Origin of the sequence: Mesorhizobium sp. M0152, from assembly GCF_040322415.1 — a bacterium.
Classification (GTDB): Bacteria; Pseudomonadota; Alphaproteobacteria; order Rhizobiales; family Rhizobiaceae; genus Mesorhizobium.
This window is the reverse complement of the sequence record NZ_JAMYTH010000004.1, coordinates 146914-172477: the sequence shown is the minus strand read 5'-3', so window position 1 is coordinate 172477 and position 25564 is coordinate 146914. Positions and strand designations below refer to the sequence as shown.

At 62.7% G+C, this 25564-nt stretch carries 28 protein-coding genes; 22 read left to right on the top strand and 6 right to left on the bottom strand.

Going from position 1 to position 25564, the window contains the following annotated elements; translation table 11 throughout:
• The first annotated feature begins 174 nt into the window (after nucleotides 1-174).
• The 7 genes from NKJ26_RS06315 to NKJ26_RS06285 all read left to right on the top strand — a co-directional run bounded on the left by NKJ26_RS06315 (nucleotide 175) and on the right by NKJ26_RS06285 (nucleotide 6611).
• Nucleotides 175-669, top strand: a complete 495-nt coding sequence (locus tag NKJ26_RS06315; RefSeq protein WP_352694552.1) for a flavin reductase — start codon at nucleotides 175-177, stop codon at nucleotides 667-669.
• Nucleotides 670-694: 25 nt separating this feature from the next.
• Nucleotides 695-1624, top strand: coding sequence for an AAA family ATPase (locus NKJ26_RS06310; RefSeq protein ID WP_027028140.1), 930 nt, complete (start codon nucleotides 695-697; stop codon nucleotides 1622-1624).
• Between the two features lie 4 nt (nucleotides 1625-1628).
• Complete coding sequence (locus tag NKJ26_RS06305) at nucleotides 1629-2879, top strand: vWA domain-containing protein (protein ID WP_352694550.1); 1251 nt, start codon at nucleotides 1629-1631, stop codon at nucleotides 2877-2879.
• A gap of 54 nt (nucleotides 2880-2933) precedes the next feature.
• Complete coding sequence (locus NKJ26_RS06300; protein WP_352694548.1) at nucleotides 2934-3272, top strand: XdhC family protein; 339 nt, start codon at nucleotides 2934-2936, stop codon at nucleotides 3270-3272.
• A 6-nt stretch (nucleotides 3273-3278) separates the two neighbouring features.
• On the top strand, nucleotides 3279-4016 hold the full coding sequence (locus tag NKJ26_RS06295) for an XdhC family protein (protein ID WP_352694546.1): 738 nt from the start codon (nucleotides 3279-3281) through the stop codon (nucleotides 4014-4016).
• Between the two features lie 69 nt (nucleotides 4017-4085).
• The gene (locus NKJ26_RS06290) at nucleotides 4086-5696 is read left to right on the top strand and encodes an NTP transferase domain-containing protein (RefSeq protein ID WP_352694544.1); all 1611 of its coding nucleotides are present in this window, start codon (nucleotides 4086-4088) and stop codon (nucleotides 5694-5696) included.
• 63 nt (nucleotides 5697-5759) lie between these two features.
• Nucleotides 5760-6611 (top strand): alpha/beta hydrolase family protein, encoded by an 852-nt coding sequence (locus tag NKJ26_RS06285; protein WP_352694709.1) that lies wholly within the window; start codon nucleotides 5760-5762, stop codon nucleotides 6609-6611.
• 27 nt (nucleotides 6612-6638) lie between these two features.
• Here the strand turns inward: NKJ26_RS06285 and NKJ26_RS06280 are convergent, their stop codons facing one another.
• Complete coding sequence (locus tag NKJ26_RS06280) at nucleotides 6639-7691, bottom strand: DUF1176 domain-containing protein (protein ID WP_352694542.1); 1053 nt, start codon at nucleotides 7689-7691, stop codon at nucleotides 6639-6641.
• 139 nt (nucleotides 7692-7830) lie between these two features.
• Here NKJ26_RS06280 and NKJ26_RS06275 point away from each other — a divergent pair, with 139 nt between their 5' ends.
• The 5 genes from NKJ26_RS06275 to NKJ26_RS06255 all read left to right on the top strand — a co-directional run bounded on the left by NKJ26_RS06275 (nucleotide 7831) and on the right by NKJ26_RS06255 (nucleotide 11884).
• Nucleotides 7831-8337 (top strand): DUF1993 domain-containing protein, encoded by a 507-nt coding sequence (locus tag NKJ26_RS06275; RefSeq protein ID WP_352694540.1) that lies wholly within the window; start codon nucleotides 7831-7833, stop codon nucleotides 8335-8337.
• Nucleotides 8338-8387: 50 nt separating this feature from the next.
• The gene (locus NKJ26_RS06270; protein ID WP_352694713.1) at nucleotides 8388-8609 is read left to right on the top strand and encodes a hypothetical protein; all 222 of its coding nucleotides are present in this window, start codon (nucleotides 8388-8390) and stop codon (nucleotides 8607-8609) included.
• A 317-nt stretch (nucleotides 8610-8926) separates the two neighbouring features.
• Nucleotides 8927-9382: a hypothetical protein gene (locus NKJ26_RS06265; RefSeq protein WP_352607298.1), complete on the top strand. Its 456-nt coding sequence runs from the start codon at nucleotides 8927-8929 to the stop codon at nucleotides 9380-9382.
• 116 nt (nucleotides 9383-9498) lie between these two features.
• Nucleotides 9499-10566, top strand: coding sequence for an aldo/keto reductase (locus NKJ26_RS06260; RefSeq protein ID WP_352694538.1), 1068 nt, complete (start codon nucleotides 9499-9501; stop codon nucleotides 10564-10566).
• Between the two features lie 49 nt (nucleotides 10567-10615).
• Nucleotides 10616-11884 carry a cysteine desulfurase-like protein gene (locus NKJ26_RS06255; RefSeq protein WP_352694536.1) on the top strand — a complete coding sequence of 423 codons (1269 nt, stop codon included), beginning with the start codon at nucleotides 10616-10618 and terminating at the stop codon, nucleotides 11882-11884.
• Between the two features lie 15 nt (nucleotides 11885-11899).
• Here NKJ26_RS06255 and NKJ26_RS06250 read toward each other — a convergent pair whose 3' ends face one another.
• Genes NKJ26_RS06250 through NKJ26_RS06230 form a run of 5 tightly spaced genes read right to left on the bottom strand, consistent with a single transcriptional unit; the run spans nucleotide 11900 to nucleotide 17404 of the window.
• Complete coding sequence (locus NKJ26_RS06250) at nucleotides 11900-12928, bottom strand: histone deacetylase family protein (RefSeq protein ID WP_352694534.1); 1029 nt, start codon at nucleotides 12926-12928, stop codon at nucleotides 11900-11902.
• Nucleotides 12925-13437 (bottom strand): GNAT family N-acetyltransferase, encoded by a 513-nt coding sequence (locus NKJ26_RS06245; RefSeq protein WP_352694532.1) that lies wholly within the window; start codon nucleotides 13435-13437, stop codon nucleotides 12925-12927. Before NKJ26_RS06245 ends, NKJ26_RS06250 begins: the two co-directional genes overlap by 4 nt.
• 2 nt (nucleotides 13438-13439) lie before the next feature.
• A complete protein-coding gene (gene kce, locus NKJ26_RS06240) occupies nucleotides 13440-14369 on the bottom strand; it encodes a 3,5-dioxohexanoate:acetyl-CoA acetone transferase (RefSeq protein ID WP_352607308.1) in 930 nt (309 codons plus the stop codon).
• A gap of 4 nt (nucleotides 14370-14373) precedes the next feature.
• A complete protein-coding gene (locus tag NKJ26_RS06235) occupies nucleotides 14374-15759 on the bottom strand; it encodes an aminotransferase family protein (RefSeq protein ID WP_352694530.1) in 1386 nt (461 codons plus the stop codon).
• Nucleotide 15760: 1 nt separating this feature from the next.
• Complete coding sequence (locus NKJ26_RS06230; protein WP_352694528.1) at nucleotides 15761-17404, bottom strand: N,N-dimethylformamidase beta subunit family domain-containing protein; 1644 nt, start codon at nucleotides 17402-17404, stop codon at nucleotides 15761-15763.
• 158 nt (nucleotides 17405-17562) lie between these two features.
• Here NKJ26_RS06230 and NKJ26_RS06225 point away from each other — a divergent pair, with 158 nt between their 5' ends.
• From NKJ26_RS06225 to NKJ26_RS06175, 10 genes are all read left to right on the top strand, one after another.
• Nucleotides 17563-17811: a ParB N-terminal domain-containing protein gene (locus NKJ26_RS06225; protein WP_352694526.1), complete on the top strand. Its 249-nt coding sequence runs from the start codon at nucleotides 17563-17565 to the stop codon at nucleotides 17809-17811.
• A gap of 129 nt (nucleotides 17812-17940) precedes the next feature.
• Entirely contained in the window at nucleotides 17941-18426 is a 486-nt protein-coding gene (locus tag NKJ26_RS06220; protein WP_352694524.1) for an SRPBCC family protein, read from the top strand.
• A 26-nt stretch (nucleotides 18427-18452) separates the two neighbouring features.
• Complete coding sequence (locus NKJ26_RS06215) at nucleotides 18453-19409, top strand: alpha/beta fold hydrolase (RefSeq protein ID WP_352694522.1); 957 nt, start codon at nucleotides 18453-18455, stop codon at nucleotides 19407-19409.
• 165 nt (nucleotides 19410-19574) lie between these two features.
• A complete protein-coding gene (locus tag NKJ26_RS06210; protein WP_352607318.1) occupies nucleotides 19575-19973 on the top strand; it encodes a GFA family protein in 399 nt (132 codons plus the stop codon).
• 158 nt (nucleotides 19974-20131) lie between these two features.
• The gene (locus tag NKJ26_RS06205; protein ID WP_352694520.1) at nucleotides 20132-20329 is read left to right on the top strand and encodes a hypothetical protein; all 198 of its coding nucleotides are present in this window, start codon (nucleotides 20132-20134) and stop codon (nucleotides 20327-20329) included.
• Nucleotides 20330-20525: 196 nt separating this feature from the next.
• The gene (locus NKJ26_RS06200; protein WP_352694518.1) at nucleotides 20526-21398 is read left to right on the top strand and encodes an undecaprenyl-diphosphate phosphatase; all 873 of its coding nucleotides are present in this window, start codon (nucleotides 20526-20528) and stop codon (nucleotides 21396-21398) included.
• 232 nt (nucleotides 21399-21630) lie between these two features.
• Entirely contained in the window at nucleotides 21631-22257 is a 627-nt protein-coding gene (locus tag NKJ26_RS06195; protein WP_352694516.1) for a transglutaminase-like cysteine peptidase, read from the top strand.
• A 124-nt stretch (nucleotides 22258-22381) separates the two neighbouring features.
• Entirely contained in the window at nucleotides 22382-23173 is a 792-nt protein-coding gene (locus NKJ26_RS06190; protein ID WP_352607326.1) for a phosphodiester glycosidase family protein, read from the top strand.
• Between the two features lie 237 nt (nucleotides 23174-23410).
• Nucleotides 23411-24472: a glycoside hydrolase family 25 protein gene (locus tag NKJ26_RS06180; protein WP_502903087.1), complete on the top strand. Its 1062-nt coding sequence runs from the start codon at nucleotides 23411-23413 to the stop codon at nucleotides 24470-24472.
• Nucleotides 24473-24578: 106 nt separating this feature from the next.
• Complete coding sequence (locus NKJ26_RS06175; protein ID WP_352694510.1) at nucleotides 24579-25553, top strand: DUF3592 domain-containing protein; 975 nt, start codon at nucleotides 24579-24581, stop codon at nucleotides 25551-25553.
• Nucleotides 25554-25564: the final 11 nt, after the last annotated feature.

The window sequence follows — 25564 nt, the reverse complement described above, 5'->3', positions numbered from 1 at the left end:
TGAAGTGTTCCTCCAAGCCTGCGGCATTTCGCAAGCGTCATTTCCCGCCAAGACCTAAAGGCTGCCCGGTCTCGGTGCAACACGCGAATTCGGGATATGGGCCAAGCACTTCGCTTGTGGCATGTCATATCTCGCCATATATAGCGGTGGTGTTTCTGGCCTTGGAAAATTCTGTTGCTGAAGAAGAATGATATTGGACCGCAAGCCTATCGCGACGCGATGAGCCATTTTGCCGGTCACGTCCATGTGGTTACCACCGACGGGCCCGCCGGCAAGCGCGGCGCGACGGTGATCGCTGCCTGTTCGGTATCGGATACGCCACCGACCATTCTGGTTTGCCTCAACCGCGAAAATCCCAAGAACGAACCGTTCGTGAAGAATGGCAGATTTGCCCTGAACACGCTGGCTTCGCACCAGGAGCCGCTGTCGATCGGCTTTTCCGGCATCACCGGCCTGCCGGTCGGGGAGCGTTTCGCGCTTGCCGAATGGGACGTGATCTCAACTGGAGCGCCAACCTTGAAGGACGCGCTCGCCGTATTCGACTGCGAGCTGATCGATACCAAGGATCTGGCCACCCATCGTGTGCTTTTTGGCAAGGTGACAGGCCTGCGCATGGGCGATAATTTGCGGCCGCTGATCTATCACGACCGCGGCTATTACGTTCTCTGACGATGGTTGCATTCACGGAGAGAGAATGGCCGAGTTGAAGGCGCGAGCCGTGCCGCGGACGATCGACGAGACGCTCGATCTCCTGACCGGCGCGGATTATGTGGCGGACCGGTCGCTGGCGACCGTGCTGTTCCTGTCGCTGCGCATGAAGCGGCCATTGTTCCTCGAGGGCGAAGCCGGCGTCGGCAAGACGGAGATCGCCAAGGTGCTGGCGCAGGCGCTCGGCCGCCGGCTGATCCGATTGCAATGCTATGAGGGCCTCGATGTTTCCTCCGCCGTCTACGAGTGGAACTATGCCGCGCAGATGATCGAGATCCGCATGGAGGAGGCGGCCGGCAAGGTCGACCGCTCCGCCATGGAGCGCAATGTCTTCTCCGAGAAGTATCTGATCCGCCGCCCGGTGCTCGACGCGCTGACCGGCGAAGGGGGCGCTGCCCCGGTCTTCCTGATCGACGAGCTCGACCGCACCGACGAGGCGTTCGAAGCCTTCCTGCTCGAAATCCTTTCCGATTTCCAGGTGACGGTGCCCGAACTCGGCACGATCAAGGCGCAGGAACCGCCTATCGTCATCATCACCACGAACCGCACCCGCGAGATCCATGACGCGCTGAAACGGCGCTGTCTCTATCACTGGGTCGATTATCCCAACGCCGAACGCGAGCTGGAGATCGTGCGCCGGAAGGTGCCGCAGGCCAACCAGCGGCTTTCGGCCGAAGTGGTCTCCTTCATCCAGAAGTTGCGCCAGATCGAGCTGTTCAAGGTGCCGGGCGTCGCCGAGACCATAGACTGGGCCGGTGCGCTGACCGAACTCGACAAGGTGGCGCTCGATCCGGAAACCGTGTCCGACACGATCGGCGTGCTGCTGAAATACCAGGACGACATTGCCCGTATTGGCGAGGGCGAGGGCAGGCGCATCCTCAACGAGGTGAAGGCCGAACTCTCGGCGGCGGAGTAGGGCCATGACAATCTCCCGCGCCGAACCGGAAGAGGCGAGAGCGGACGGGCGCATCGCCGACAACATCGTCTATTTCGGCCGCACTTTGCGAAAGGCGGGGATGCGGGTCGGACCGGCATCGGTCAAGGACGCCATCGAGGCGGTACTCGTCGCCGGCATCGGCTCGCGTGATGATTTCTACTGGACGCTGCACGCAGTGCTGGTGTCGCGTCACGAAGACCATGCCATTTTCGACGAAGCTTTCCGGCTATTCTGGAAATCGCGCGAACTGATCGAAAAGCTGCTGGCGATGTTCTCGCCGGTGGCGCCGGATGTCAGGGAAAAGCAGAAGCCGCGCCCCGCCGAAAATCGCGTCAGCCAGGCGATGTTCGAGGGCCACCGGAAGAACCAGCCGGCGCAGGAAATCCCCGAAATCGAGGTCGATGCCCGCTTCACCTTTTCCGGCAACGAGGTTCTGCGGGGCAAGGACTTTGCCCAGATGGATGCCGCGGAAATGGCGGACGCCAGGAAGGCGATCGCCCAGCTGCGGCTGCCTTTCGACCTGGTGCGGACCCGGCGATTCAAGTCCGATGCACATGGCCGCCGCATCGACCCGCGCGCCATGATGCGTTCGGCCGCGCGTACCGGTGGCGAGCTGATCCTGCCGAAATTCCGCTCACCGCGCGAGGTCCATCCGCCATTGGTGGTGCTCGCCGACATTTCCGGCTCGATGAGCCAGTACACACGCATCTTCCTGCATTTCCTGCATGCGCTGACCGAAAAACGCCGGCGCGTGCACACTTTCGTCTTCGGCACCCGGCTGACCAATTTGACCCGGCAGATGCGTCATCGCGATCCTGATGCCGCGCTCGCGGACTGTTCCGTTGCGGTCAGGGACTGGTCGGGCGGCACGCGCATCGGCGATGCGCTCGCCGAGTTCAACCTGACATGGTCGCGGCGCGTGCTGGGGCAGGGCGCTGTGGTGTTGCTGATCACCGACGGTCTTGAGCGCGACGACGTCGCCGGCCTGTCCGAGGAAATGGAGCGCCTGCATAAATCCTGCCGGCGGCTGATCTGGCTCAACCCGTTGCTGCGCTTCGACGGCTTCCAGGCGCGCGCGCGCGGCGTCAAGGCGATGCTGCCGCATGTCGACGAATTCCGCTCGGTGCACAACCTCGATGCGCTCGCCGATCTCTGCGCTTCGCTGGACAAGAAATCGGCTCTTTCCGTCGACCCGCGCCGGTGGTTGGACGCTGGCGCACTGCACGCCGCATGACCATATGTTTGCGAAGACAGACTCCCGGAAAAACAGACTCTCGGAGAAGCGATCATGGAAAACAGCATCTATCTCGATGAGGCCCGCGACCCCCTGATCATCGCGGAAGGCTGGATGAAGGAAGGCAAGGACGTGGCCGTCGCCACCGTGGTCGAGACCTGGGGGTCGGCGCCTCGGCCGGCAGGCAGTCACCTGGTCATCGACGCGGAGGGCAATTTCCATGGTTCCGTCTCGGGCGGCTGCGTCGAGGGCGCCGTGGTGACCGAGGCCATCGACGTGATCGACACAGGCAAGCCCAGGATGCTGGAGTTTGGTGTCGCCGACGAAACCGCATGGCAGGTCGGCCTGTCCTGCGGCGGGCGCATCAAGGTCTATGTTGAAAGAGTGGGCTGATCTCAGATGGATCCATACGCGTTAAAAACTTTGAACGCCGAACGCCGCGCCCGCCGCGCGGCGATCCTTGTCACCGATCTCGGTGATGGTCGCGACCGTATCGTGCGCGAAGGCGATCATGTCGCCGGAGATCTCGGAGCCGCGATCGCCAAGGCGTTTCGATCAGGCAGTTCGAGCTCGGTCGAGGCCGAGGGACGGACCTTCTTTCTCAATGCGCATCTGCCGCAGCCACGCCTGGTGGTAATCGGTGCTGTCCACATCAGCCAGGCGCTGGCGCCGATGGCGAAGATCGCCGGCTATCCCGTCGAGATCATCGACCCGCGCACCGCCTTTGCCACACCGGACCGCTTTCCCGATGTGGCGCTGCATGCGGCCTGGCCGCAGGATGTGCTGGAACGCCAGCCGCTCGACAGCTATACCGCGCTCGCCGCGGTGACCCATGACCCGAAGATCGACGACTTCGCCTTGAAGGCGGCGCTCGACGCCGGATGCTTCTATGTCGGCGCGCTCGGCAGCAGAAAGACCCACGCCAAGCGGGTCGAGCGCTTGCTGGCGCTCGGCGCGAGCGCCGACCAGATCGCTCGCATCCATGCGCCGATCGGGCTCGACATTGGAGCTGCCAGCCCCGCCGAGATCGCCGTCGCCATTCTCGCGCAGACCATCCACGCCTTCCGTTCGCGCGGCCTCGACGCCGCCGCATCGGCTCCAAAATCGGAATCAATTTTGGAAAAGCACGATGCATAGATTCAAAAAAACGGTAGAGCGTCCTTTGCGCGTCCAGAAGGACGCGCGGCGCTCTGCAGGTGCAGCGGCGTGAAATTCGGCCCGATCCCGATCGAGGCGGCCGAGGGTGCCGTGCTGGCGCATGCCACCACCGCCGGCGAGCGGCGTTTTCGCAAGGCTCACAGGCTGAGCGCCGAAGATGTCGCGGTACTTAAAGTGGCGGGCATTTCTGAAGTCGTCGCGGCGGTGCTCGCTCCCGACGATCTGGGCGAGGACGCCGCCGCGCAAAAAATTGCCGAGAACATGATCGTTCGCGGCATCGAGGCCAGGCCGGCCGCGACCGGGCGCGTCAACCTTCATGCGCGGTCGTCCGGCATCTTTACGGTCGATGCCGCGATGATCGACGCCATCAACGCCATCGATCCCGTCATCACCATCGCCACGCTGCCCCAGCATGCGCCGGTCGAGAAGGGGCAGATGGTGGCCACGGTGAAGATCATCCCCTTCGCGGTCGGCTCCGTGCTGGTCGACGCCGTGACGAGAATTTGCGGCGGCGGCGAAATCTTTGCCGTCAACGCCTGGCAGCCGGTGCGTGTCGGCGTCATCCAGACGGTGCTGCCGGGCATCAAGCCGAGCGTGCTCGATAAGACCCTGCGTGTCACCGAGGCGCGGCTGGCGCGCTCGGGTGGCAGGCTGACGGCGGAGCGCCGCACGCCGCACGAGGTGGCAGCGGTGGCGGAAGCCGCGGCTTCACTTGCGCACGACAACGACCTCGTGGTGATCTTCGGCGCCTCGGCGATGAGCGATTTCGCGGATGTCGTTCCGGCGGCGATCGAGAAGGCTGGTGGCACCGTCATCCGGGCAGGCATGCCGGTCGACCCCGGCAATCTTCTGGTGCTCGGCACGCTCGGCGGCAGGCGCGTCATCGGTGCGCCAGGCTGCGCCCGCAGTCCCAAGGAGAACGGTTTCGACTGGGTTCTCGACCGGCTGATTGCCGGTCTCGACGTCACCGCCAAGGATATTGCCGGCATGGGGGTCGGCGGTCTGCTGATGGAGATCCCGACACGGCCGCAGCCGCGCGAGCCGCTGCCGGGCAAAAACCAACTCAAGGTCGGGATCGTGCTTCTGGCGGCCGGCCGGTCGAGCCGCATGGGCGGGCCGAACAAGCTCCTGGCGCTGTTCGACGGCAAGCCGCTGGTGCGCCGCACCGCCGAGCGCGCTGTGGCCTCGGAGGCGTCCCGCACGATTGTCGTCACCGGCCATCAGGACGAGAGAGTGCGCACGGCGCTGGCAGGACTTGATGTGGCCTTCGCCGACAATCCGGATTTTGCCGACGGCCTGTCGACATCGCTGAAGGCGGGCATTGCCTGTCTGCCTGAAGATGCCGCCGGCGCTATGATCGTTCTCGGCGACATGCCGGGCGTTTCGTCCGACGATCTCGACAGGCTGATCGATGCGTTCCGCAAGGCCGGCGGCACTTCGGTCGTCCGCGCATCGCATGGAGGCAAGCGTGGCAACCCTGTTCTGTTGCCGCGCTCGCTGTTTGCGGCCATCGCTCATCTCGAGGGCGACACCGGCGCGCGCCACCTGGTCGAGGCCGAAGGGTTCGATGTCATCGATGTCGAGATCGGCGATGCGGCATCGGTCGATGTCGACACCCGTGAGGCGCTCGAAGACGCCGGCGGCGTGCTGCAGGATTGACAAACGCGAGCTGAATTACGCATGCCTGCTGGCATGGCTGTTCGTACCGCTTTCCTCACGGCAATGCTTTTCTTGTTTTCTTCGGCCGTCAATGCCGACTCGCTGTCGCTAAAACCATTCAAGGACGATCTCTTCGCCTATCCGGCCGCGCTTTCGTCCGACACCAGCGGCGCTTACACGGTCATCGACTACCGGGAACTGCGCGACATCAACCAGCGCGACCAGGTGCCCGAGCGCCGAGTGCATGCCCAGTACACCGACACCAGCGTGCGCAAGATGCAGCAGGATCTGCTGCTGAAGACCGATGCCGGCGATGTCAGGCATATTGCCGTCGGCAAGACCGAGGGTGCCGGCATCATCGTGCTTTACCTGCACGGGCAGGGCGGCAGCCGCAAGCAGGGGATCGACGACTTCACCTTCGGCGGAAACTTTAATCGGCTCAAGAATCTGATGGCCGGCAATGGCGGGCTCTATCTCAGTCCCGACTTCCCCGATTTCGGCGACAAGGGCGCCGCACAGGTGGCAGCCCTGATCGATCATTATGCCCAACAGTCGCCGGCCGCGAAAATCTTCGTCGCTTGCGGCTCCATGGGCGGTGCATTGTGCTGGAAACTCGCCGCCCGCAAGGACACGGGCGGCCGCATCGATGGCTTGCTGCTGCTTGGGTCGCTGTGGGACGAAAGCTATTTCGCCAGCCCCGCTTTCAAGCGGCGTGTGCCGGTCTTCTTCGGCCAAGGAAGCCATGACGTGGTCTTCCCCGTGGCCAGCCAGGAAGCGTTCTTTCGATCGATCCTCGCCAAATCAAAGACTTACCCGACCCGCTTCGTCCGTTTCGAGACAGGCACCCACGGCACGCCGATCCGCATGGTCGACTGGCGCGGCACGCTCAACTGGATGCTGTCGAAGGCGCCTTGATCGCCATAGGGGAAGCCGGTCCTGCGTTCAGGGCGCGGTGTTGTAGTCGACGACCGTCTGAGGGTTCTGTTCTCCGTCATAGGATGCATCGACATCGTACTGGACCAGCGAGAAATCGCCGTTGCGGAACAGATAGGTGCCCGATGACGAGGCGTCGCCTATGCCGCGCCATTTGTTGAATGTGGTGATCGTGTGGGCATTCTGGTCATAGTCGGAATTGACGGCCCAGCCTGTGGTCTGGAAACCAATGATGTGCATGGATTCGACCTTGCCTTCGGTGTCGTTGTTCACATAGCGGATGTCCATCTCCGGCTCGGTGAACTGCAACTGCCTCGCGCCGGATATGTCGTCGCTCATGTAGTAGACCGAGCTTTCATTGTAGGCCGCGGCCGAGCAGGAGAAATGGAACAGCCGCGCTTCCCTCTCGGGATCGCTGGCCGCCGCGTCCTTGTCCTTGTATTTGATCGAAAAAGTCTCCGGCTCATTGGCCAGAAGCGCCTTGTCGCACTGCTCGCCATAGGTCGCCGCAAAGGCCTTCTTGGCCTGTTCCAACGCCGCATCCTTCTTCGGCGGCGGCGGGCCGTCGCCGCAGCTTGGCGGCAGCGCCTCCTCGAAATCGGCGGTGGAGGCTTTCAGCGCGCCTTTTTCGATGTGGATCGGATCAAAGGGCGGCGCCGCCTGGATCTGGGCGTTCACCTGGCGCAGCGTAAAGCAGCCGGCAAAGATCTTTTCGCCGCCGTTCTTGTCCGTGGCACGGATGGCGACGGGGACATTGTAGAAAATGCTGCCGGCAGCCCCTTCGTCGGAAACAGCACCGGTCTCGACCTCAACCTTGTCGGTGCCTTCATAGCCCTTGACGAAACTGTCGAAATCCTTTGCCGGCTTTGTGTCGCCGAAATAGCCCCAGGCGCGGGCGAATTCGTGCCGGCTGATGGCGCTGTAGAGCGAACGGACGACTGCATCGGCACTCGATCGGTCGTCGAGATAGGGCGCTTCGGATGCATCGTCCGCGGCCATTGCCGTCTGGCCTGCTGCGGCAAGGGAGAGAAAGGCAGTCGCTGCGAGAAGGAAGCGTCTCATCGGGAATCTCCGCTCGATGGCAGATTCTACTATGGCGATTGCGGCAACGTGGTGACGCAACTTCGGCGATGCTTGAAGAATCGCGCGCGAAGGCGCTACGTCCCGTTCGCCGGCATTCCGGCCGGACAGGAGGTTTGACGTGACGATGTCGATGTATGAGGCGTCCGTGCTCGTGTTTTCAGCCAGGCTGAAAGCGCTTTCCAATGTGCTGGCGACAGCCGAACAGAACGCGCTTGACCGCAAGATCGATCCGCAGGTGTTTTTGACGGCGCGGCTGGCGCCCGACATGTTCGCTTTGACCCGCCAGGTCCAGATCGCCACCGACCATGCCAAGGGCGCGCCGTCGCGGCTGGCCGGCCGCGAAGTGCCGAGATACGAGGACAATGAGGCAAGCTTCGCCGAATTGGAGGCGCGGATCGCCAAGACGCTCACGCATCTGGAGACGTTTTCGCCCACCGATCTCGACGGTTCCGATGACAAGATGATCGAGTTGAGACTTGGTGGACGCGAAATAACGCTGGCAGGCATGCAGTATCTGCTGCATGCGGCCATGCCCAACTTCTATTTCCACGTCACCACGGCCTACGACATCCTTCGCCACAATGGGGTGCCGCTGGGCAAGTCGACATTCCTGGGATCGCGGTGAGGAATTGAGGCATTCGAGATGTCCCGGATCGATCCGGGACGTCTCGCGAGATGGATTTAGCGAACGGACATTTCGCGGGCGATGCGCGGAAAATCGGCGGGCTTGATGCCGATATCGGCACGGTCCGTATTGCTCATCGAGTGAAGCAGCGCGAGCGCCGCGCGATATCTCTGGTGTTCCTGCGGGCGCGGCCGGGCGAACATTTCAGTGAAGAAACCCATGGTTCAGGCTCCGATTGGTCCTCCACAGCCGTCAATATAGTTGAATCGTGACAATTGTGCAGTGCAGCATTTGCATACCTGCCATGTCCTGGTGATCTTTTGACCCGATGGGCGGGCGAAACTTTTGCTCCGCGCGCACCATAGGTCTTGATGCCGGCACATGGCTGGCCTTTCCTCGCCACTCCTGGCGAATTTCCGGACTGCATGAGAGTGCAGTCCGGCTTTTTGTTCGAGATATTGGGAGCGGCCAAATTGGTTAAGATCGGTGGTATTCATTTTTAACGAGCCGATTCTATGCTCTGAAGCCTGAACGGTCAGGCAAGGGGGAGGCTGCCATCGCTATTGGTACCAAGCAGGATTTCGCTTCGTTGCTCGACGACCTCTTCGTCGCCTCCGACAAGGACGAGGGAATCGAGGAGGCGGGCGTTCGCCCCTCCATCCCGTTTGACTATCTCACCGTCGCCGACGAGCTCCATTCCGGCCGCATCAAGGTTTCCGCCGCCGAATACCGCGAGGCCGGCGCCGATCTGGCGGCCGAATTCGTTGCCTTGCTTGAACACGCAAAGCTTGCTCTCGCTGGCGAAGAGCCCAAGCCCGAGGAAAAGCTGCCGCCGATCGATCCTGAATCGATCGCGGTCGAGCTGGGGCTGAATCAGCCCAAAGGCGCAGCCGATTTCGGCCGCATGCGCCGCAGCTTTGCCTTCGCCAACCATCCCGACCGCGTCGCCCCGCATCTGCGCCAGCGCGCCATGATCCGCATGCAGGTGGCTAACATGCTGATCGACGAGGCCAAGCGGCGCGCGCTGGCCGGCGCACGCCGCTAACGCCCGGTTCACGCAAAAGTCGGCCCGCCAAGGGTTGGAGAGCGCCTCCGCTTCCTTGTAAGATGCCACTTCGTTCCCGCGCAGCCGCGCACGCTTTCCCTCCGGAGCAGAATTCCATGCACAAACGCCGTCTCGGCCGGACCGATCTTCTTGTTACCCAAATCTGCCTGGGTTCGATGACTTGGGGCCAGCAGAACACCGAAGCCGAAGGCCATGCACAGATGGATCTGGCCTTCTCGCGCGGGGTCAATTTCATCGATACCGCCGAGCTTTATCCTATTCCGCCCAAGGCTGAGACGCAGGGAAGGACGGAAAAGATCATCGGCAGCTGGATGAAGAGCAATGGCAACCGCGACAAGGTGATCCTTGCGTCCAAGGTCGTCGGGCGCACGGCCAACACCTGGTTTCGCGGCGACAGGCCGTCGCAACTGGTGCGCGCCGATATCTTCGATGCCATCGACAAATCGCTGGCCAGGCTCGGCACCGACTATCTCGACCTGTACCAGATCCATTGGCCGGAGCGGGATATACCCTGGGGCGCCAACCCGACGCGAATCGGAGCCGTCCCGCGCCGTGCCGATTCCGATGGCGCACCGGCCGGCGAAACGCCGATCGCCGAGACGCTTGCCGTGTTCGACGAACTGGTGAAGGTGGGAAAGATCCGCCATTTCGGCCTGTCGAACGAAAGTTCCTGGGGCGTGATGCGGTTCCTTGCCGAAAGCGACAAAGGGGTTGGCCCACGCGTCGTATCGGTCCAGAACGCCTACAATCTCGTCAACCGCACCTTCGAGGTAAACCTCGCCGAAATCTGCGATCGCGAGCAGGTGTCTTTGCTCGCCTATTCGCCGCTGGCGCAGGGCTATTTGACCGGCAAATACGATCATGGCGCGCGCCCCCAAGGGTCGCGCTCGCAGCTGTTCAATCGCGGCCAGCGCTACGAGACGCCCAATGCCGCCGAAGTGCAGCTCGAATACAACGAGCTGGCGCGTTCCTTTGGCCTGGAGCCGGCACTGTTTGCCAACGCCTATGTGTCGAGCCGGCCCTTCGTCACCTCGAACATCATCGGCGCGACGACCATTTCGCAACTCGAAATGGCGCTGTCCTCCGTGGATGTCGTCTGGACCGAGGAGATGCAGATGGCTGTGGATGCGATCCATCAGCGGGTCGGCAATCCCTGTCCTTGATCGGCTCTCCGGCGTGGAATTATCCAGGAACGACAAACGAGTGGAGACGATGGTGAATTTTCCGATCGAGGCAGTGCGCGAACGATTTCCCGCTCTCTCGCTGACCGACAAAGGTCGCCGGCGCATCTATCTCGACAATCCCGCCGGCACACAGGTGCCGCGGACCGTTGCCGACGCGGTATCGCATTGCCTGCTCACCACCAATGCCAATCTTGGCGGCTATTTCGAAACGGCGATCGCCGCTCAAGCTGTCGTCGACGAGGCGCATCGGGCTATGGCCGATTTTCTCGGTGCCGCGAGCCCTGAGGAGATCATCGTCGGCGCCAACATGACGACGCTGACCTACCATATGTCGCGCACGCTTGGCCGCACGCTGAAGTCGGGCGACGAGATAATCCTCACCCGCATGGACCATGAGGGCAATGTGTCGCCCTGGCTGCAACTGGCCGAGGACCTTGGCCTCGTGGTGCGCTGGCTGCCGTTCGACGAAAAGAGCTGGCAGGTCGATGAAGCGACGCTGGCTGGTCTGCTTTCCGATAAAACAAGGCTGGTCGCGTTGAACTACGCCAGCAACCTGACCGGCTCCATCAACCGCGTGAAGGCGCTGACCGCCATCGCCAGACAGGCCGGCGCGCTGGTCTATGTCGATGCCGTGCAGTTCGCGCCGCATGGCCTGATCGACGTCAGGGATCTCGGCTGCGACTTCCTGATCTGCTCGGCCTACAAATTCTTCGGTCCGCACATGGGCATATTGTGGGGTCGGCGTGACGTCATCGATGGCCTGAAACCCTACAAATGCCGTTGCTCGTCGAATGGCCTGCCGGAGCGCTTCGAACTCGGCACGCCGCAGATCGAACTGATGGCCGGCCTCACGGCGGCGATCGACTACTTTGCCGACATTGGCGCTGCCGCAGGCGAGGGCGGTTCAAGAAGGCAAAAGATTGCCAAGGCGTTCGAAGTCTCGACCGCCTACGAAAATCCGCTGGCACTGAGGCTGATCGAAGGCCTGTCCGATATTGCAGGCCTGACCATCCACGGCATCGCCGATCCGAAGCGCGTCAGTGAGCGCGTGCCGACGGTCTCCTTCACCGTCGACGGCATCGTGCCGGAGACGATCGTGTGGCAGATGAATGCCGAAAACATCTTCCTGTGGTCCGGCCACAACTACGCCTGGGAGATCGTCCATCAGCTCGGCATCCCGGCCGAGCATGGCGTCGTGCGCATCGGCATTGCCCACTACAACACACCAGCCGAAATCGACGAGACGCTGGAGAGCGTGCATCGCGTTATCGCCATGCTGAGACAGCAACGATCCTGACGAGAGCTTGAATTGTCACCGCGCCTTGCTGCCGAAGCCAGTAAGAAATGCGGTGAGATTGTCGCCGAGTTCGTCGCAGAGATAGCCGCCTTCCTGGACGATTACCGTCGGCAGGCCGAGCCTGGCGATGGCTTCGCCGATGCGAGAGAAACCTGGCGTCGTCACTGACAGCCCGCCGAACGGATCGCCCTCGAACGCGTCGAGGCCGAGCGCCACGACCAGCGCATCGGGCGAGAAGGCACGGATACGCTGGAACGCCACCTTAAGCGCTTCGAGAAACGCGGCGTCGGCGGATTTGCGCGGCAGCGGCAAGTTGAAATTGTAGCCAAGGCCCGGGCCTTCGCCGCGCTCGTCGGCATGGCCCCAGAAGAACGGGTAGAAGCGCACCGGGTCGGCATGCAGCGAAACGGTGAGCACATCCGGCCGGGCATAGAAGATGCCTTGCGTGCCATTGCCGTGATGCAGGTCGACATCGAGGATCGCCACGCGGGCGGCTTGTTTGCGCAAAACCTGGGCCGCAACGGCCGAATTGTTGATGAAGCAGAATCCGCCGGCGACGTCGGCAAAGGCATGGTGGCCGGGCGGGCGGCACAGCGCATAGGCGGCCGGCGCGCCTGATATCACCGCTTCGGCCGCTTCAACCGCGCTCCAGGCGCTCCACAATGCGCTTTGCCAGGTTTCGCCCGAGATCGGGCAGGCCGTGTCGGCCATATGATAGCCGGCCTGGCCAACCGCCGAGGCCGGGTAGGAGCCGTTACGCGCGATCGGATGGATATTGGGGATGACTTCGGCCGAAGCGCCTTCGATGCGCTGCCATCGCGCATGGATGTGCTCGAGGAAATCCAGATATTCGGGCGTGTGTACCGCCGCCACCGGACCGAGGCCGTGATCGCGCGGCCGCTCGATCGTACAGCCGGCGGACCTTGCGCCGGCTAGCAATCTCTCGACGCGCTCCGGCTTTTCCGGATTGGGCTGCGCGGCGCCGCTTGAAAGAAATGCTTTTGGATCGTGGCGCTTCTGTTCTTCGGCATAGAAGGCTCTCATTCCCGCTCCCCATCCTCCGGCGCATCGGCGAAGGCGAAAAAGGCCTCCCCGATGATCTTCTGCGTCTGCTCGTAGCTCGACCAGGCGATGCCCAGCCTTTCATAAAAGGCCTTGGCGCCCTCATTGTCGGTGTCGACCGACAGTCTGAGATAAACGCCGCCTTCTTTCCGGCACCGGGCCGCAACGCGGCGCAGCAGGCGTTCGCCGATCTTGCGGCCGCGAAAGCGGTCCTCGACATAGAGGTCTTGCACATAGACGCCGGGCCGGCCCATCCAGGTCGAAAAGATCGGGAAATGCAGGCACAGTCCGGCGAATTCCCCGTCGACTTCGGCGATCAGGGTCGAGAAGGCGGGTTTTTCGCCGAAGCCGTAGGTTCTGAGATCGTCAACGGTCGAGATGATTTCGCCGGGCGCGCCGATGTGGGTGCCGAGTTTCAGGATCGCCGCGTGGATGGTTTCGACATCGTCGATCCGTCCGGGGCGGAGGCGGACTTTTGATGGCTCGTCCACGATTAAAACGCCACCCTATCACCACCCTTCAGGGCCAGCATCTCGCGCGCTTCGGCCGGTGTGGCGACCTCCAGCGACAGCCCGTCGAGAATGCCTCGGATGCGGCGCACTTGGTCGGCATTGGACTTGGCCAGCTGGCGGCCATCATAGAGGCTGTCCTCCAGCCCGACGCGGACATTGCCGCCCATCGCCGCGGCGATCGAGATCAGCGGCATCTGATTGCGGCCGGCGGCCAGCACTGAAAACTGGTAGCTGTCGCCGAACAATTTGTCGGCGATCCGCTTCATGTGGACGAGATTGTCTGGATCGGCGCCGATGCCGCCAAGAATGCCCAGCACGAACTGGATGAACAGCGGTCCCGAGACCAGCCCGCGGTCGCGGAAATGCGCCAGCGAATAGAGATGGCCGACGTCGTAGCATTCGAACTCGAAGCGCGTGCCGCAACCCTTGCCCAGCCTCTCGATCACACCCTCCATGTCGGCGAAGGTGTTCTTGAAGATGGTGTCGCGCGTGGCTTCCAGCAACTTCGGTTCCCACTCGTGCTGCCACTCCCTTGGCTTGTCGAGCATCGGGAAAAGCGCGAAATTCATCGAGCCCATGTTGAGCGAGCACATTTCGGGCTCGACCCGCAGAGGGGCCGCCAACCGCTGGTCCAGCGTCATCAGCGAGGAACCGCCGGTGGTGATGTTGATCACCGCTGACGTCGCCTGCTTGATGCGCGGCAGGAACTGCATGAACACGTCCGGATCGGCGGTCGGCCGCCCGTCCCTGGGATCGCGGGCGTGGAGATGCAGGATCGACGCACCGGCCTCGGCGGCGGCGATCGCATCCGCCGCGATCTGGTCCGGCGTCACCGGCAGGTAGGGCGACATCGACGGCGTGTGCACCGACCCGGTGACGGCACAGGTGATGATGACTTTTCGCGGCGCCATACTTTTACCCTCGGCCTTCGACCGGCAGGTCGAGTTCGTTGGCCAGGACTTCCAGCGAGTCGCCGATGATGGAGACGATCTCGCCGACCTGTTCGCGCGTGACGATCATCGGCGGCGCGACCATGAAATTGTCGCCGTCGCCGCCGCCCTTGACCCTGCGGCCATAGATGATCAGCCCGCGCTCATAGGCGAGATCGAGTAGCCTCTGCGTGGCTTTCCTGGTCTGGTCTATCGGCCGCAGCGTCTCGGGGTCGGCAACCATCTCGGCGCCAGTGAGCAGGCCCTTTCCGCGCACGTCGGCGATGAACGGAAAGCGCTTGGCGAGTCCCCGCAATCCGTCCATCAGCACATCGCCCATGGCGGCCGCATTGGCGATCAGATCGAGCCGGTCCATTTCACCGAGCACGGCGAGCCCGGCGGCGCAGGCCAGCGGATTGCCGGCATAGGTGTGGCCGTGCTGGAAGCCGCCGGAGGCGAGCAGCGGCTCGACCAGCCGTGTTGGGGCGGCGAGTGCGCCGAGCGGCGCATAGCCCGACCCCAGCCCCTTGGAGAGCGCGACGATGTCTGGCTTGCAGTTCCAGTGGTCGCCGCCGAGGAATTTGCCGGTGCGGCCGGCGCCGCTCATCACTTCGTCGTGGATGAGCAGGATGCCGTAGCGGTCGCAGATTTCGCGGATGCGCGCATAGTAGCTGTCCGGCGCCACCAGCGCCGCGGTCGCAGCACCCCCGATCGGTTCCATGATGAAGGCGACCACGCTGTCAGGGCCCTCGGCAAGGATCTTGTCCTCCAGCATGTCGGCATAGCGGACGCCGCGCTGCTCCATCGAAAGATTGTCGCGGTCGCGCCATGCGGTCGGCGCCGGCACGCTCGGCATCACCCGCATCATCGGCGTGAAACTTTCGGCCAGCGCATCGTCGCCGGTGATCGAGAGCGAACCCAGCGTGCCGCCGTGATAGGAGGGGAAGCGCGTGATCACCTTCCAGCGGCTTGCCTGGCCGGTGGTAACAGCCCATTGCCGCGCCAGCTTGATGCAGGCTTCCGTCGCTTCCGAGCCGCCCGAGACGAAGAAGATGCGGTCCATGCCTTCCGGCAGCTTGCCGGCCAGTTTCCGCGCCAGCTCCTCCGCCGGCTCGTTCTCGAAGTGCAGACGGTAGGCGAAGGTGGCGCGGTCCATCTGCCGCTTCATCGCATCGAGCACATTGCGGTTGGAATGGCCGATATTGGCGACCATCGGGCCGCTCGATCCGTCGATGAAGCGGCGGCCGTCCTGCGTCCACATGTAGATGCCCTCGGCGCGGTCGATCAGCGGCCGGCGCAGGCTGGATAAATAGAACAGATGCGATTGTGGGCGGGCTTCTGCGTCTTGAGCGATGGTCTGGATTTTCGACATGTCAGGACTTTCCGAGATAGCGATCGAGGACATTGCAGGTCACGCGTTCGACCATCGGGTCCTGTCTTAGCAGTCCGGCGACCCATTCGCAGCTTCCAGCGTGGAACACTTCGCCCTTGCCGCGCGGGAAATTGACGATCATGCCGTTGCCGCGTTTGACTTTCTCCAGATTGGCGTCGCTCGCTTCGCCGAACAGCGTTTCGGCGGTGAAGCGGCCATCTTCGTCGGTGAGGAATTGGTCCTCGATCGGAATGTCGGCGCTTTCCTCGACCTGGGAGGCCATGCCGACGGCGAGTACCTGCAATTCGTCGGGCGCACCGCTGGTCGCCGTGGGGTAGGGCAGGCCGCCGCGTATCTCGAAGTCGAGCCCGTCGACCTCGTAGCCATAGACATGGCTGTCGGCGCCGAGCAGGTCTCCATAATAAATGCCGGTACCGGAAAAGGCCCAGTGCTCGGGCCGATACACCGGAAAACCGCGCACGCCGCGCGGTGCGCAGCCGCCCCAACCGGCATAGACGCCGCGTGTCGCGTTGAGCCCGAAAGTCGCCGAACCCGGCCGGCCGATTTCCGGCGCCTCCCAGGAATTGGTTGCCCGGGTTACATCGCCGCCGCGGAAATAGGCTGGGTCTTCGGCGCGAGCACGGTATTTGTAGCAGACCTGGCGGCGGCCCTCGTCCTCAAGCCGCGTCTGCCACATGAAATTGCCGGCAAAGCGCGCCGCGTGGCCGCCGCGCTCGACATAATCGTCGACGGCATCGCGCATTTCCCAGGTCCAGTATTCATCATGGCCGACGAAGACGACGCAGTCGTAGCCGTCCAGGATTTCAGGCGAGAAATGCAATTCGTGCTGGCTGGCGAGATCGACGGCGTAGCCGGACCGCTCGGCGAAGCGGAAGAAGTGGCTGTCGTAGCTCGCCCAGCCCGACGAAGCGTATTTCTTCGAATGGCCGGTGGCGAGCGCCCATTCCATATGCGGATAGCGCGGTATCGTCTTCGGCGGCACGGCGACTTCCAGCGGCACGCGCGGCGCACCCTTAGGCAACACGACGAAGCCGCGGCACCACGGGCGCTGCGTCGACACGATGGGCGAATACTGGTTGCGGTCTGGTCCTGTAATGCCCTGGTAGTGGTTTGAGCCGCCCCAGGTGTTGTAGGCGAGCCAGGTGCCCGTCGCCGCCACTTGCAGTATACGGCCGGGCTTCTTGCCCGGCGGAGGCGCGACGATGAAAACATGGTGGCATTGGATCGGCTTGCCGTCGCGACCGTCTGCGGTCAGCGTCACCCGGTAGGCACCGGACGGCCAGTCCGCGCCAACGTGGAATTCGAACGACGCTTCCCAGCCGCAGCCCTCGGTCGAGCACTGGTCGGGCGTGTCCTGCCAGCCCGTCGCAATCCCCGCCTTCTCGAACACTTTCGTCTCGACACCGCCGTCTCGGGTGATCGTCATGCTGAATGCCGGGGCCGTCGAACTGACATGCAGCGTCACTGTCTCACCGGCGCGATAGGAAAACCGGTCGCTATAGCACCAGATCTCGCCGCGCTCGCCGTCCATGCCTGGCCATTCATAGTAGTGGCCGCGCACCGCGTGCCGGCGCTGTTCCGGCGTCAGTCCGAAATCGGGGAATTCAGTTGCAAGATTGATCATGGCGCCCAGAAATTTCGAAGGCTGCCATTTCGGCGATCTGCCGGTCGAGCGTCAAATGGAAACGATCGGGCCAGCATTTGTCCACGGGTGCCCTTGGCCACATCTGGCAAACCGACTATCTCAGAATGGAACGGCGCTTTTCCGCCGCGGGAGTCGACATGCTCAGAGTGCAGAAGGTCAAGGTCGACGACATCTACGTCCCGACGGCGCGCAAGAAGACGCTCCATCCCGAGACGGTCCGGCACCTCGCGGAGGACATATTGGAGAACGGCATGAAGACGCCGATCCAGGTCCGCCATGACGGCAAGCGTCATATCCTCGTCGAAGGTCTGCATCGGCTGGAAGCGTCCAAGTGGCTCGGCGAGACCGAGATCGACGCTTATCTGGTGCAAGCCAAGCGCCATTGACGCGGCCTGGCCCGCTGGCGCTCTCACGCGGTGCGGGCGCACTCCAGAATCTTTCGTCGTCAGTGTCGGTTTGCGCTTCATCGGCTCGTCCTTGGGACGGAAGCCAGATCAAACGCACCGAGGACCATCATGACCACCAAGCTCGACATCGCCCCCGCCAACGACCGCGAACTGGTTCTGGCCCGCATCATCGATGCGCCGCGCGAGAGCGTCTACCGCTGCTGGACCGATCCGAAACTGGTCACACAATGGTTCGCGCCAAAGCCGTGGACCACGTCGCGCGCTGAAATGGACGTGCGGACCGGTGGTTCGAGCCTGGTCGTCATGGCCGGTCCCGACGGCAGTGAGTTTCCGAATCCGGGTGTCTTTCTCGAAGTGGTCCCTGGCAAGAAGATCGTCTTCACCGACGCTTACACCGAGGCTTGGGAGCCGTCGGAAAAGCCGTTCATGACAGGCGTGCTGACTTTCGAGGACGAAGGCGAGGGCAAGACCCGGTACATCGCGCGCGTCCGGCACTGGAGCGCCGCCGACCGCGAACAGCACGAGAAGATGGGTTTTCACCAGGGCTGGGGCCAGTGCACCGACCAGCTCGAAGAACTCGCCAAGACTCTTTGATGCCGGCAACGCTGGAGGAGAACGATATGTCCAAAACCCTGCTTTTCGCCATTTTTGCTTCGGCCGCAGTGCTTCTTGCTTGCCCAGGCACCACCAATGCACAGGAGACAAAACCCGCCATGACGACCGCAACGAAAACATTGCCGAAGCCGGAAAAGTCCGGCCTGCTGCCGATCAACGGCCTGAACTATTATTATGCCGTCTACGGCAAGGGCGAGCCGCTGCTTCTGCTGCATGGCGGCCTCGGCACGATAGACATGTTCGCGCCGATCCTGCCCAAGCTCGCTGAGAACCGCACCATTATCGCGGTCGACCTGCAAGGGCATGGCCGCACGGTACTTGGCGATCGGCCGTTCACGCTGGAGGGCATGGGCGACGATATGGCTGATATCGTCAAGACGCTTGGCTATCAGCAGGTCGACGTCATGGGCTATTCGCTGGGCGGCGGCGTCGCCTTCCGCATGGCCGTCCAGCATCCCGAAGCGGTGCGCCGCCTCGTCCTGGTGTCGACCGGCTACGCCGCCAACGGTTTTTATGACGAGATGCGCCCGCAGCAGGCTCAGGTGAGTGCCGCGGCCGCGGAATTCATGAAGGACACGCCGATGTACAAATCCTATGTGGCAGTGGCGCCGCGCCCGCAGGATTTCCCGAAACTCCTCGACGCGCTCGGCAACTTCATGCGCCAGGATTACGACTTCTCAGCCGACGTTCCCAAGCTGAAGATGCCGGTCATGCTCGCCTATGGCGACAGCGACATGTACAAGCCCGAGCATGAGATGAAGTTCTACCAGATGCTCGGCGGCGGCCTGAAGGACGCCGGCTGGATGCGCGAGAACCTATCGCAAAACCGCCTGGCGATCCTGCCCAACCGCACCCACTACGACGTCTTCTTCGCGCCGGAACTGACGGCCGCGGCACTGCCGTTCCTCAATGGGGAGACCAAGGTGAAGAGCTGGGACGAGGTCGTCGGCGAAACCGAATAGCTTGCCGCGAAATTGGCTGCCGGTTGCCTCCCTCGAGACAGCCGGTGGTCCTTCTGTTGCCTGTGAGCAATCGCGGCCGGCGATGGATTCATATCAACGCTTTTCAATTGACGCTTTGGCTGGCGCCCGTAGTTTCCTGCCATCTTCCAGAGGACGGATCAGGTGATGACGAGATATCAGGGTGGATGCCTATGCGGCGCGGTGCGCTACCATGCCGATGCGGCCCCTATCAACGAACGCATCTGCCACTGCCGGCTCTGCCAGAAGGCTATTGGCGCCGCCTTCAACGCGCGCGTGTTGTTCCGCATCGATGATGTGACGGTCCAGGGGCCGCTGGCAACGGTGAACTCCTCGCCCGATATCAAGCGCGGCTTTTGTCCAGGCTGCGGCACCACGATGTTTTCCCGGCGCGATTCCGCCGACATCATCGGCATCACCACCGGTTCGCTCGACGATCCTTCGCTGTTCCGGCCGCAGATGCACATCTGGACCGCTTCGAAGCAACCTTGGGTGATGCTTGACGACGGCCTGCCGCAACATGAAGGCGCACCTCCGCCCGGCTGAAAGCCAGTCCGGCTGAAAGCCAGTTCGCCACGCACCCGCGAACATGACCAAGAATTAATTAATCGAAAAGGACACGTGATAGCCGGCAAATCGTCATTGGCGGGCCATCATTGTCTTCTTATTTAAGGGACGCGGGCCGGCATTCGAGGAGACGACGGATGAACGACAGCATCAGTACCCTGGACGAGCTTTTGAGCGATCCGATGGTCCTGCTTGTCATGGAGCGCGATCGCGTGCGCCCGGAACAGGTACGCATGCTGCTCGAACGGGCTCGCCGGCCTTCCGTCGACGAGCCGCTTGTGCCGCCGGCGCATGTGATCGCCAGGACCTGCCAGAAACTCTGGCTCTGCCCCTGATCGTGTTGCGATTTATCTCGGTGACCCTGAAACCGGCCTCCCATGGTGGCCGGTTTTGAATACGTATTTCTGGCGACGGCGCCAGCTTACCAATCCGTGAATTGATTATCTCTTGGATGACGGTAAGGCTTCTCCAGGACCAACCGCCACCGGTCGGCCCTACGCAAAGTTCGATCTCTCAAAATTGGAACGCGACATGACTGACATCTGCACCCAAGGCGTGGATACGGGCTTTGTCGGCCTGGGATACGCCAAGGTCGCGTTCCTCGGCCTGGTGCAAGGCATCACCGAACTGCTGCCGATCTCGTCCACCGCCCATATGCGGATCGTGCCGGCGGTGCTGGGCTGGCAGGATCCTGGCTCCGCGTTCTCCGCCGCCATGCAACTGGCGGCACTTGCCGCGGTGGTCAGCTATTTCTGGAGTGACGTGAGGGGCATCTTGTTTGGTTCGCTGGGCGCCCTGATACGGCGCGATTTCACCGACCGGCATTTCCGGCTGGCTTTCTGGATCGTGCTGGCGACGATCCCCATCGTCATTGCCGGCGTGGCGCTGTCCGGCGTTCTCAATGCCTGCAATTCGCCGTTGCGCAGCCTGACGGTGATCGGCTGGGCCTGCATCGCCATGGCGATCCTGCTGGCGCTGGCCGAAATTTTTGCCCGCCACCGGCGCTCTATGGGCGAAGCTTCGCTGTCCGATGCGCTGCTCGTCGGCATTGCTCAGATCGGTGCGCTTATTCCGGGTGTCTCGCGCTCCGGCTCGACGCTGACGGCAGCCTTGGGGCTCGGGTTCAAGCGGGCAGAGGCGGCGCGTTTCTCGTTCCTGCTTGGGCTGCCCGCCATCGCGCTCGCCGGCCTCAAGGAATTGTGGGAACTGCACAAGGTTCATCTCGATGCCCACGGATGGTCGGTTCTTGCCACCGGCCTGGTCGTCGCCTCTATTTCCGCCTTCTTTGCCATCTGGGGCCTGATGCGGGTGCTGGAACGCTTCTCCGCCTGGCCTTTCGTCATCTATCGCGGTTTGCTCGGCGTCGTCCTGTTGCTAGGCGTGGCAACGGGTTGGCTCGCCTAGCAGTTCCAGGAATTTGTGAAGCGGTTTTCCGTTGGAATTGCGTCAAGAAGAACGGTTCGGCGTTTCCGCGAAACGGTGAATCGCTTGGCGAGCGGCCGCCGCAGCCCTGTGTTGCGCATGTGCAACCCCGGCTACGCTTGCGTCGATCCCCGAAGATGTGATCGGCAGCGTTGATTGACTTACGGCTCAATCCATTCTTAACGTCCCGTTAATAAATGGAAGATGGAGCCACATGGCATCCTCGATGGGTTTGGGCCGCAAGGCTAAGGGGCTGGGGCTGACGCTTGCCCTGATTGTTTTTTCTTCGGTAGCGAGTTCCGCGTACGCGGCTCCCGCTTCCATGATCGTCGGCGGCGCGACCTCCCAGCCGATAGGCCACTATGATTTCTGCAAGATCCACATTGCGGAATGCTCGATCCGCTCACCCGGCAGTATACCGGAACTCATGACCGGCAAGCTGCTGCATGAGATCTCCACCGTGAACCGTTCTGTGAACACGCGCGTCAAGCCGATGAGCGATGTCGACAATTACGGCAAGGAGGAATGGTGGGCCTATCCTGACAACGGCTTCGGTGACTGCGAGGATTACGCGCTGGAAAAGCAGCGCGAACTCACAGCCGCCGGCGTCGCCATAGCCAACCTGTTGATGACGGTGGTTCGCAAGCCAGATGGAGAAGGCCATGCCGTGCTTGCGGTGCGGACGGACAAGGGCGACTTCATCCTCGACAATCTCACCGACAAGGTCCGCCTGTGGAACCAGACGAGCTATCGCTATCTGAAAAGGCAGGCGAGCGACAACACCGGACACTGGGTCTCCATTCTAAGCGGCGACGAAGAGTTGGTCAGCGCTGTCAAGTAGTCTTGTCGGCTCCGACGCATCCGGTCGCGGGTCGCTATCCATTCTCCTTTCGGGCCGGTCTTCCATGGCGGCGCCCAGCGGTGCTATCCAGGGCGGCTCGTTGGCGCTGGCGATCCGGTAATTCATGGACTTTCTGACGCTCCTCAACTCGGCGCCCCTGCTGCTGACCCTGGCCAAGGCCGCGCTGCCGCAGGCGGTCGCCACGACCGTTGCCTTCGGGCAATGGTTCGCGTCGGTGCCGCCATGCCGCGACCTTGTTTTCGAGACGTCCAGCTACCTGGTCTGCGAGGTCGACCCAAAACTGTATTCGATCGAGTTGTTCTGGAAGGATCCGGCCGGCAAGCCGTTTCAGTCGCTGCACAATCTCGACAACGCCCAGCGGATGGCGGGCCGCACAATGCTGTTTGCCATCAATGCCGGCATGTACCATCCCGATCTCAGGCCGGTTGGCCTCTATGTCGAGCGTGGTCTGGAGATGGCGTCGGTGAAGACCGGTTCGGGAAGCGGCAATTTCTCGCTTCAGCCGAACGGTATATTCTATATCGGCGGCGGCAAGGCGACGGTCCGCGCGACCAGGGACTTCGTCAGGAAGCGTCCGCGCACCGACTACGCGACGCAATCCGGGCCGATGCTGGTGATCGATGGCGAGCTTCATCCGAAATTCCAGCCCGATGGCACATCGCGCAAGACCCGCGACGGTGTCGGGGTGCGAAAGGACGGTGTCGCCGTCTTCGCCATTTCGGACGATACGGTGACGTTTCATGCATTCGCCCGTCTGTTTCGCGATGCGCTCGGCTGCGACAATGCGTTGTTTCTCGACGGCACGATATCGAGCCTGTTCGCCCCAGCCATCGGTCGCAACGACGATTACTGGAATCTGGGGCCGATGATTGGGGTGTTCAGGAAAAAGGGCTAGGCTCGCGCGTGGCGCCTATCACGGAGATCGCACCGAGCCGGCGAATTGCCAGCGCCCTTGGCCACCGGCGTGGCGCTGTCAAGGCCGGCCAGACGCTTATTGACCAGACCGGCAAGCCGGGCTTCAACATGGTAAAAACTTGATTCAATCTTTATTGGCAATTTCACGTTCATAACTGGATCCGGTTTGTCCGTCGGCTGTCGCCCACGGTCTGTTGTGTTTCGAGTACAGGTCCAGATGCGGATACCGGGCGTCATCAGTTTCTTGATCGCATCGCTGTGCCTTGCCGGCTGCTCGTCGACGTCGGGCATGGATGCGCTCGACGTGCAGAAACCGTCGAACGAGATCACCAGCTCTGTGGTGCGACCAAGCGCACCAATCGCATCCGTTCCGATGGCAAAGGCGCCAATCAATACGCGCAAGCTGGCCGAGGCCGCGCCCGTGGACGACAGGCCCTTTGGCCTGGCGGAGGAGGAAACGGTGGCGTTTCCGGCGGCTGAACTGCCCGACGGTGTCGAGCCGCCGGTCGAGCCGGCAGCTCTGGTCTCTCCGCCGAAACTTCTGTCGCGGGCAGCACCTCCCATGCTTGCCGGGCCGGTCACGCGTTATGGCTTTCGCGATGCCAAGCCGATCAATTTCGGCCGGTCTTCGCCCCGGCACCTCGCCGTGCACGGGGTCGACGTGTCGCGCTGGCAGGGTGACGTGAACTGGGAGAAGCTGCGCATCCAGGGCGCCAACTTTGCCTACATCAAGGCAACGGATGGCGGCGACCATCTTGACCCGATGTTCGCCAGAAACTGGCGCGGTGCCGATGCCGCCGGGCTGAAGCGGGGCGCCTATCACTTCTTCTACTGGTGCCGCACCGCCGGCGAACAGGCCGACTGGTTCATCCGCAACGTGCCCAGGGTCGAAGGCGCGCTGCCACCCGTGATCGATGTCGAGTGGAATGGCGACTCGAGCTGCAAGCGGCGCCCGTCACGCGAAACGGTGCTGGAGAAGATGCAGGTGTTCATGGACAAGCTTGAACGCCACTATGGCCAGCGGCCGATCATCTACACCGCGCCGGACTTCTACCGCGACAATCTCAGGGGCGCCTTCCCGGACCATCCGTTCTGGCTCCGCGCAGTGGCGCAGCATCCCTCAAAAGTCTATCCCAGCCGCAAATGGCTGTTCTGGCAGTATTCCGGTTCCGGCCTGTCCCATGGTGTGCGCGGACGCATCGACCTCAATGTCTTCCACGGCGACGAACGGCAATGGCGCGACTGGGCCGGCGGACGGCAGATGGTGGCCTCGGAATAGGGGCAGAGGCAACGCGCACCATTCGGGCCTTGCGAATGGACAAGACATTGCCGCCGTCTTGATATCTATGTACGTGCTCCTGCACTCCTGGGGCATCGGAGGCGAGGTGGAGCTAAAACTTCTGCTGGTCGGTTTTGCTTGCGCGGTCGCCGCCGGGCTGTCGATCGTCACCTTCCTGAAATGGCGAGAGGTGCGGACACTCAGCCGCTGGTTGCCGGCGCCGGGAAAGATCGTCTCCTCGAGCGTCGAGGCGCGTGAGGTCAGAAGCTCGAGCACCGGCTCGGAGAGCAGCAATTCCACCGAGATCCGCAATTTTCCTGCGATCACCTTCGAATACAAGGTGGGCGGCAAGACGTTTCGCAGCTCGCGCTACAGCGTGCAGGAGAACCTCGGAAATTTCGCGGTCGCCGAAACGCTCGCGCGGTTTCCGCGCGGCGCTGCGGTGACCGTGTTCTACAACCCGCTCGATCCGGCCAAGGCCGTGATCGAGCGCACCATGCCCGAAGGCGCGTTCAAGTTCATGGTCCAGCTTTCGGCGGGCTTGGTGATCGGCGCGCTGGTGCTGGTGTTTTCCGTCGGCGGTGTGCTGGAGGCGATCGGGCCGCATTTGCCCAAGCCGCAGAATCTTGGCGCAGGGGCGCTGCTGCTGTTCATGGGCCTGTTTGTCCTGCGCATGGGCTTCGTTCAGAAGTCGATGGCCGAGCAGGCGGGAAAATGGCCGGTCACCGTAGGCCGCATCGAAACCTCCGGGGTGCAGGCTATCCGAACCCGTGAGCGGTTCGGAGGCTATCGACCCTGGCGCACCATCTTCAAATCCCGCATCGTCTACAGCTATGGCGTCGCCGGCCAGCGCTACAGCGCCGACCGCGTCGCCTTCGGCGCCACCGTCGCGGCATCGCTGCCCGGCCTCGTCGGCGGCCGAGTGCAGCGTTATGTCGAAGGCAGCAAGGTCGACGTCCACTATGATCCCGCTAACCCCGCCTCGGCAGTGCTCGAATGCAGGGTGCGCGGGCTCTGGCTGTTGTGGGTCTGCTCGGCTGGCCTCCTCGGCAGCGCCGCCTTGCTGGTCGGGCTGGTCTGATGGGGCGCCGG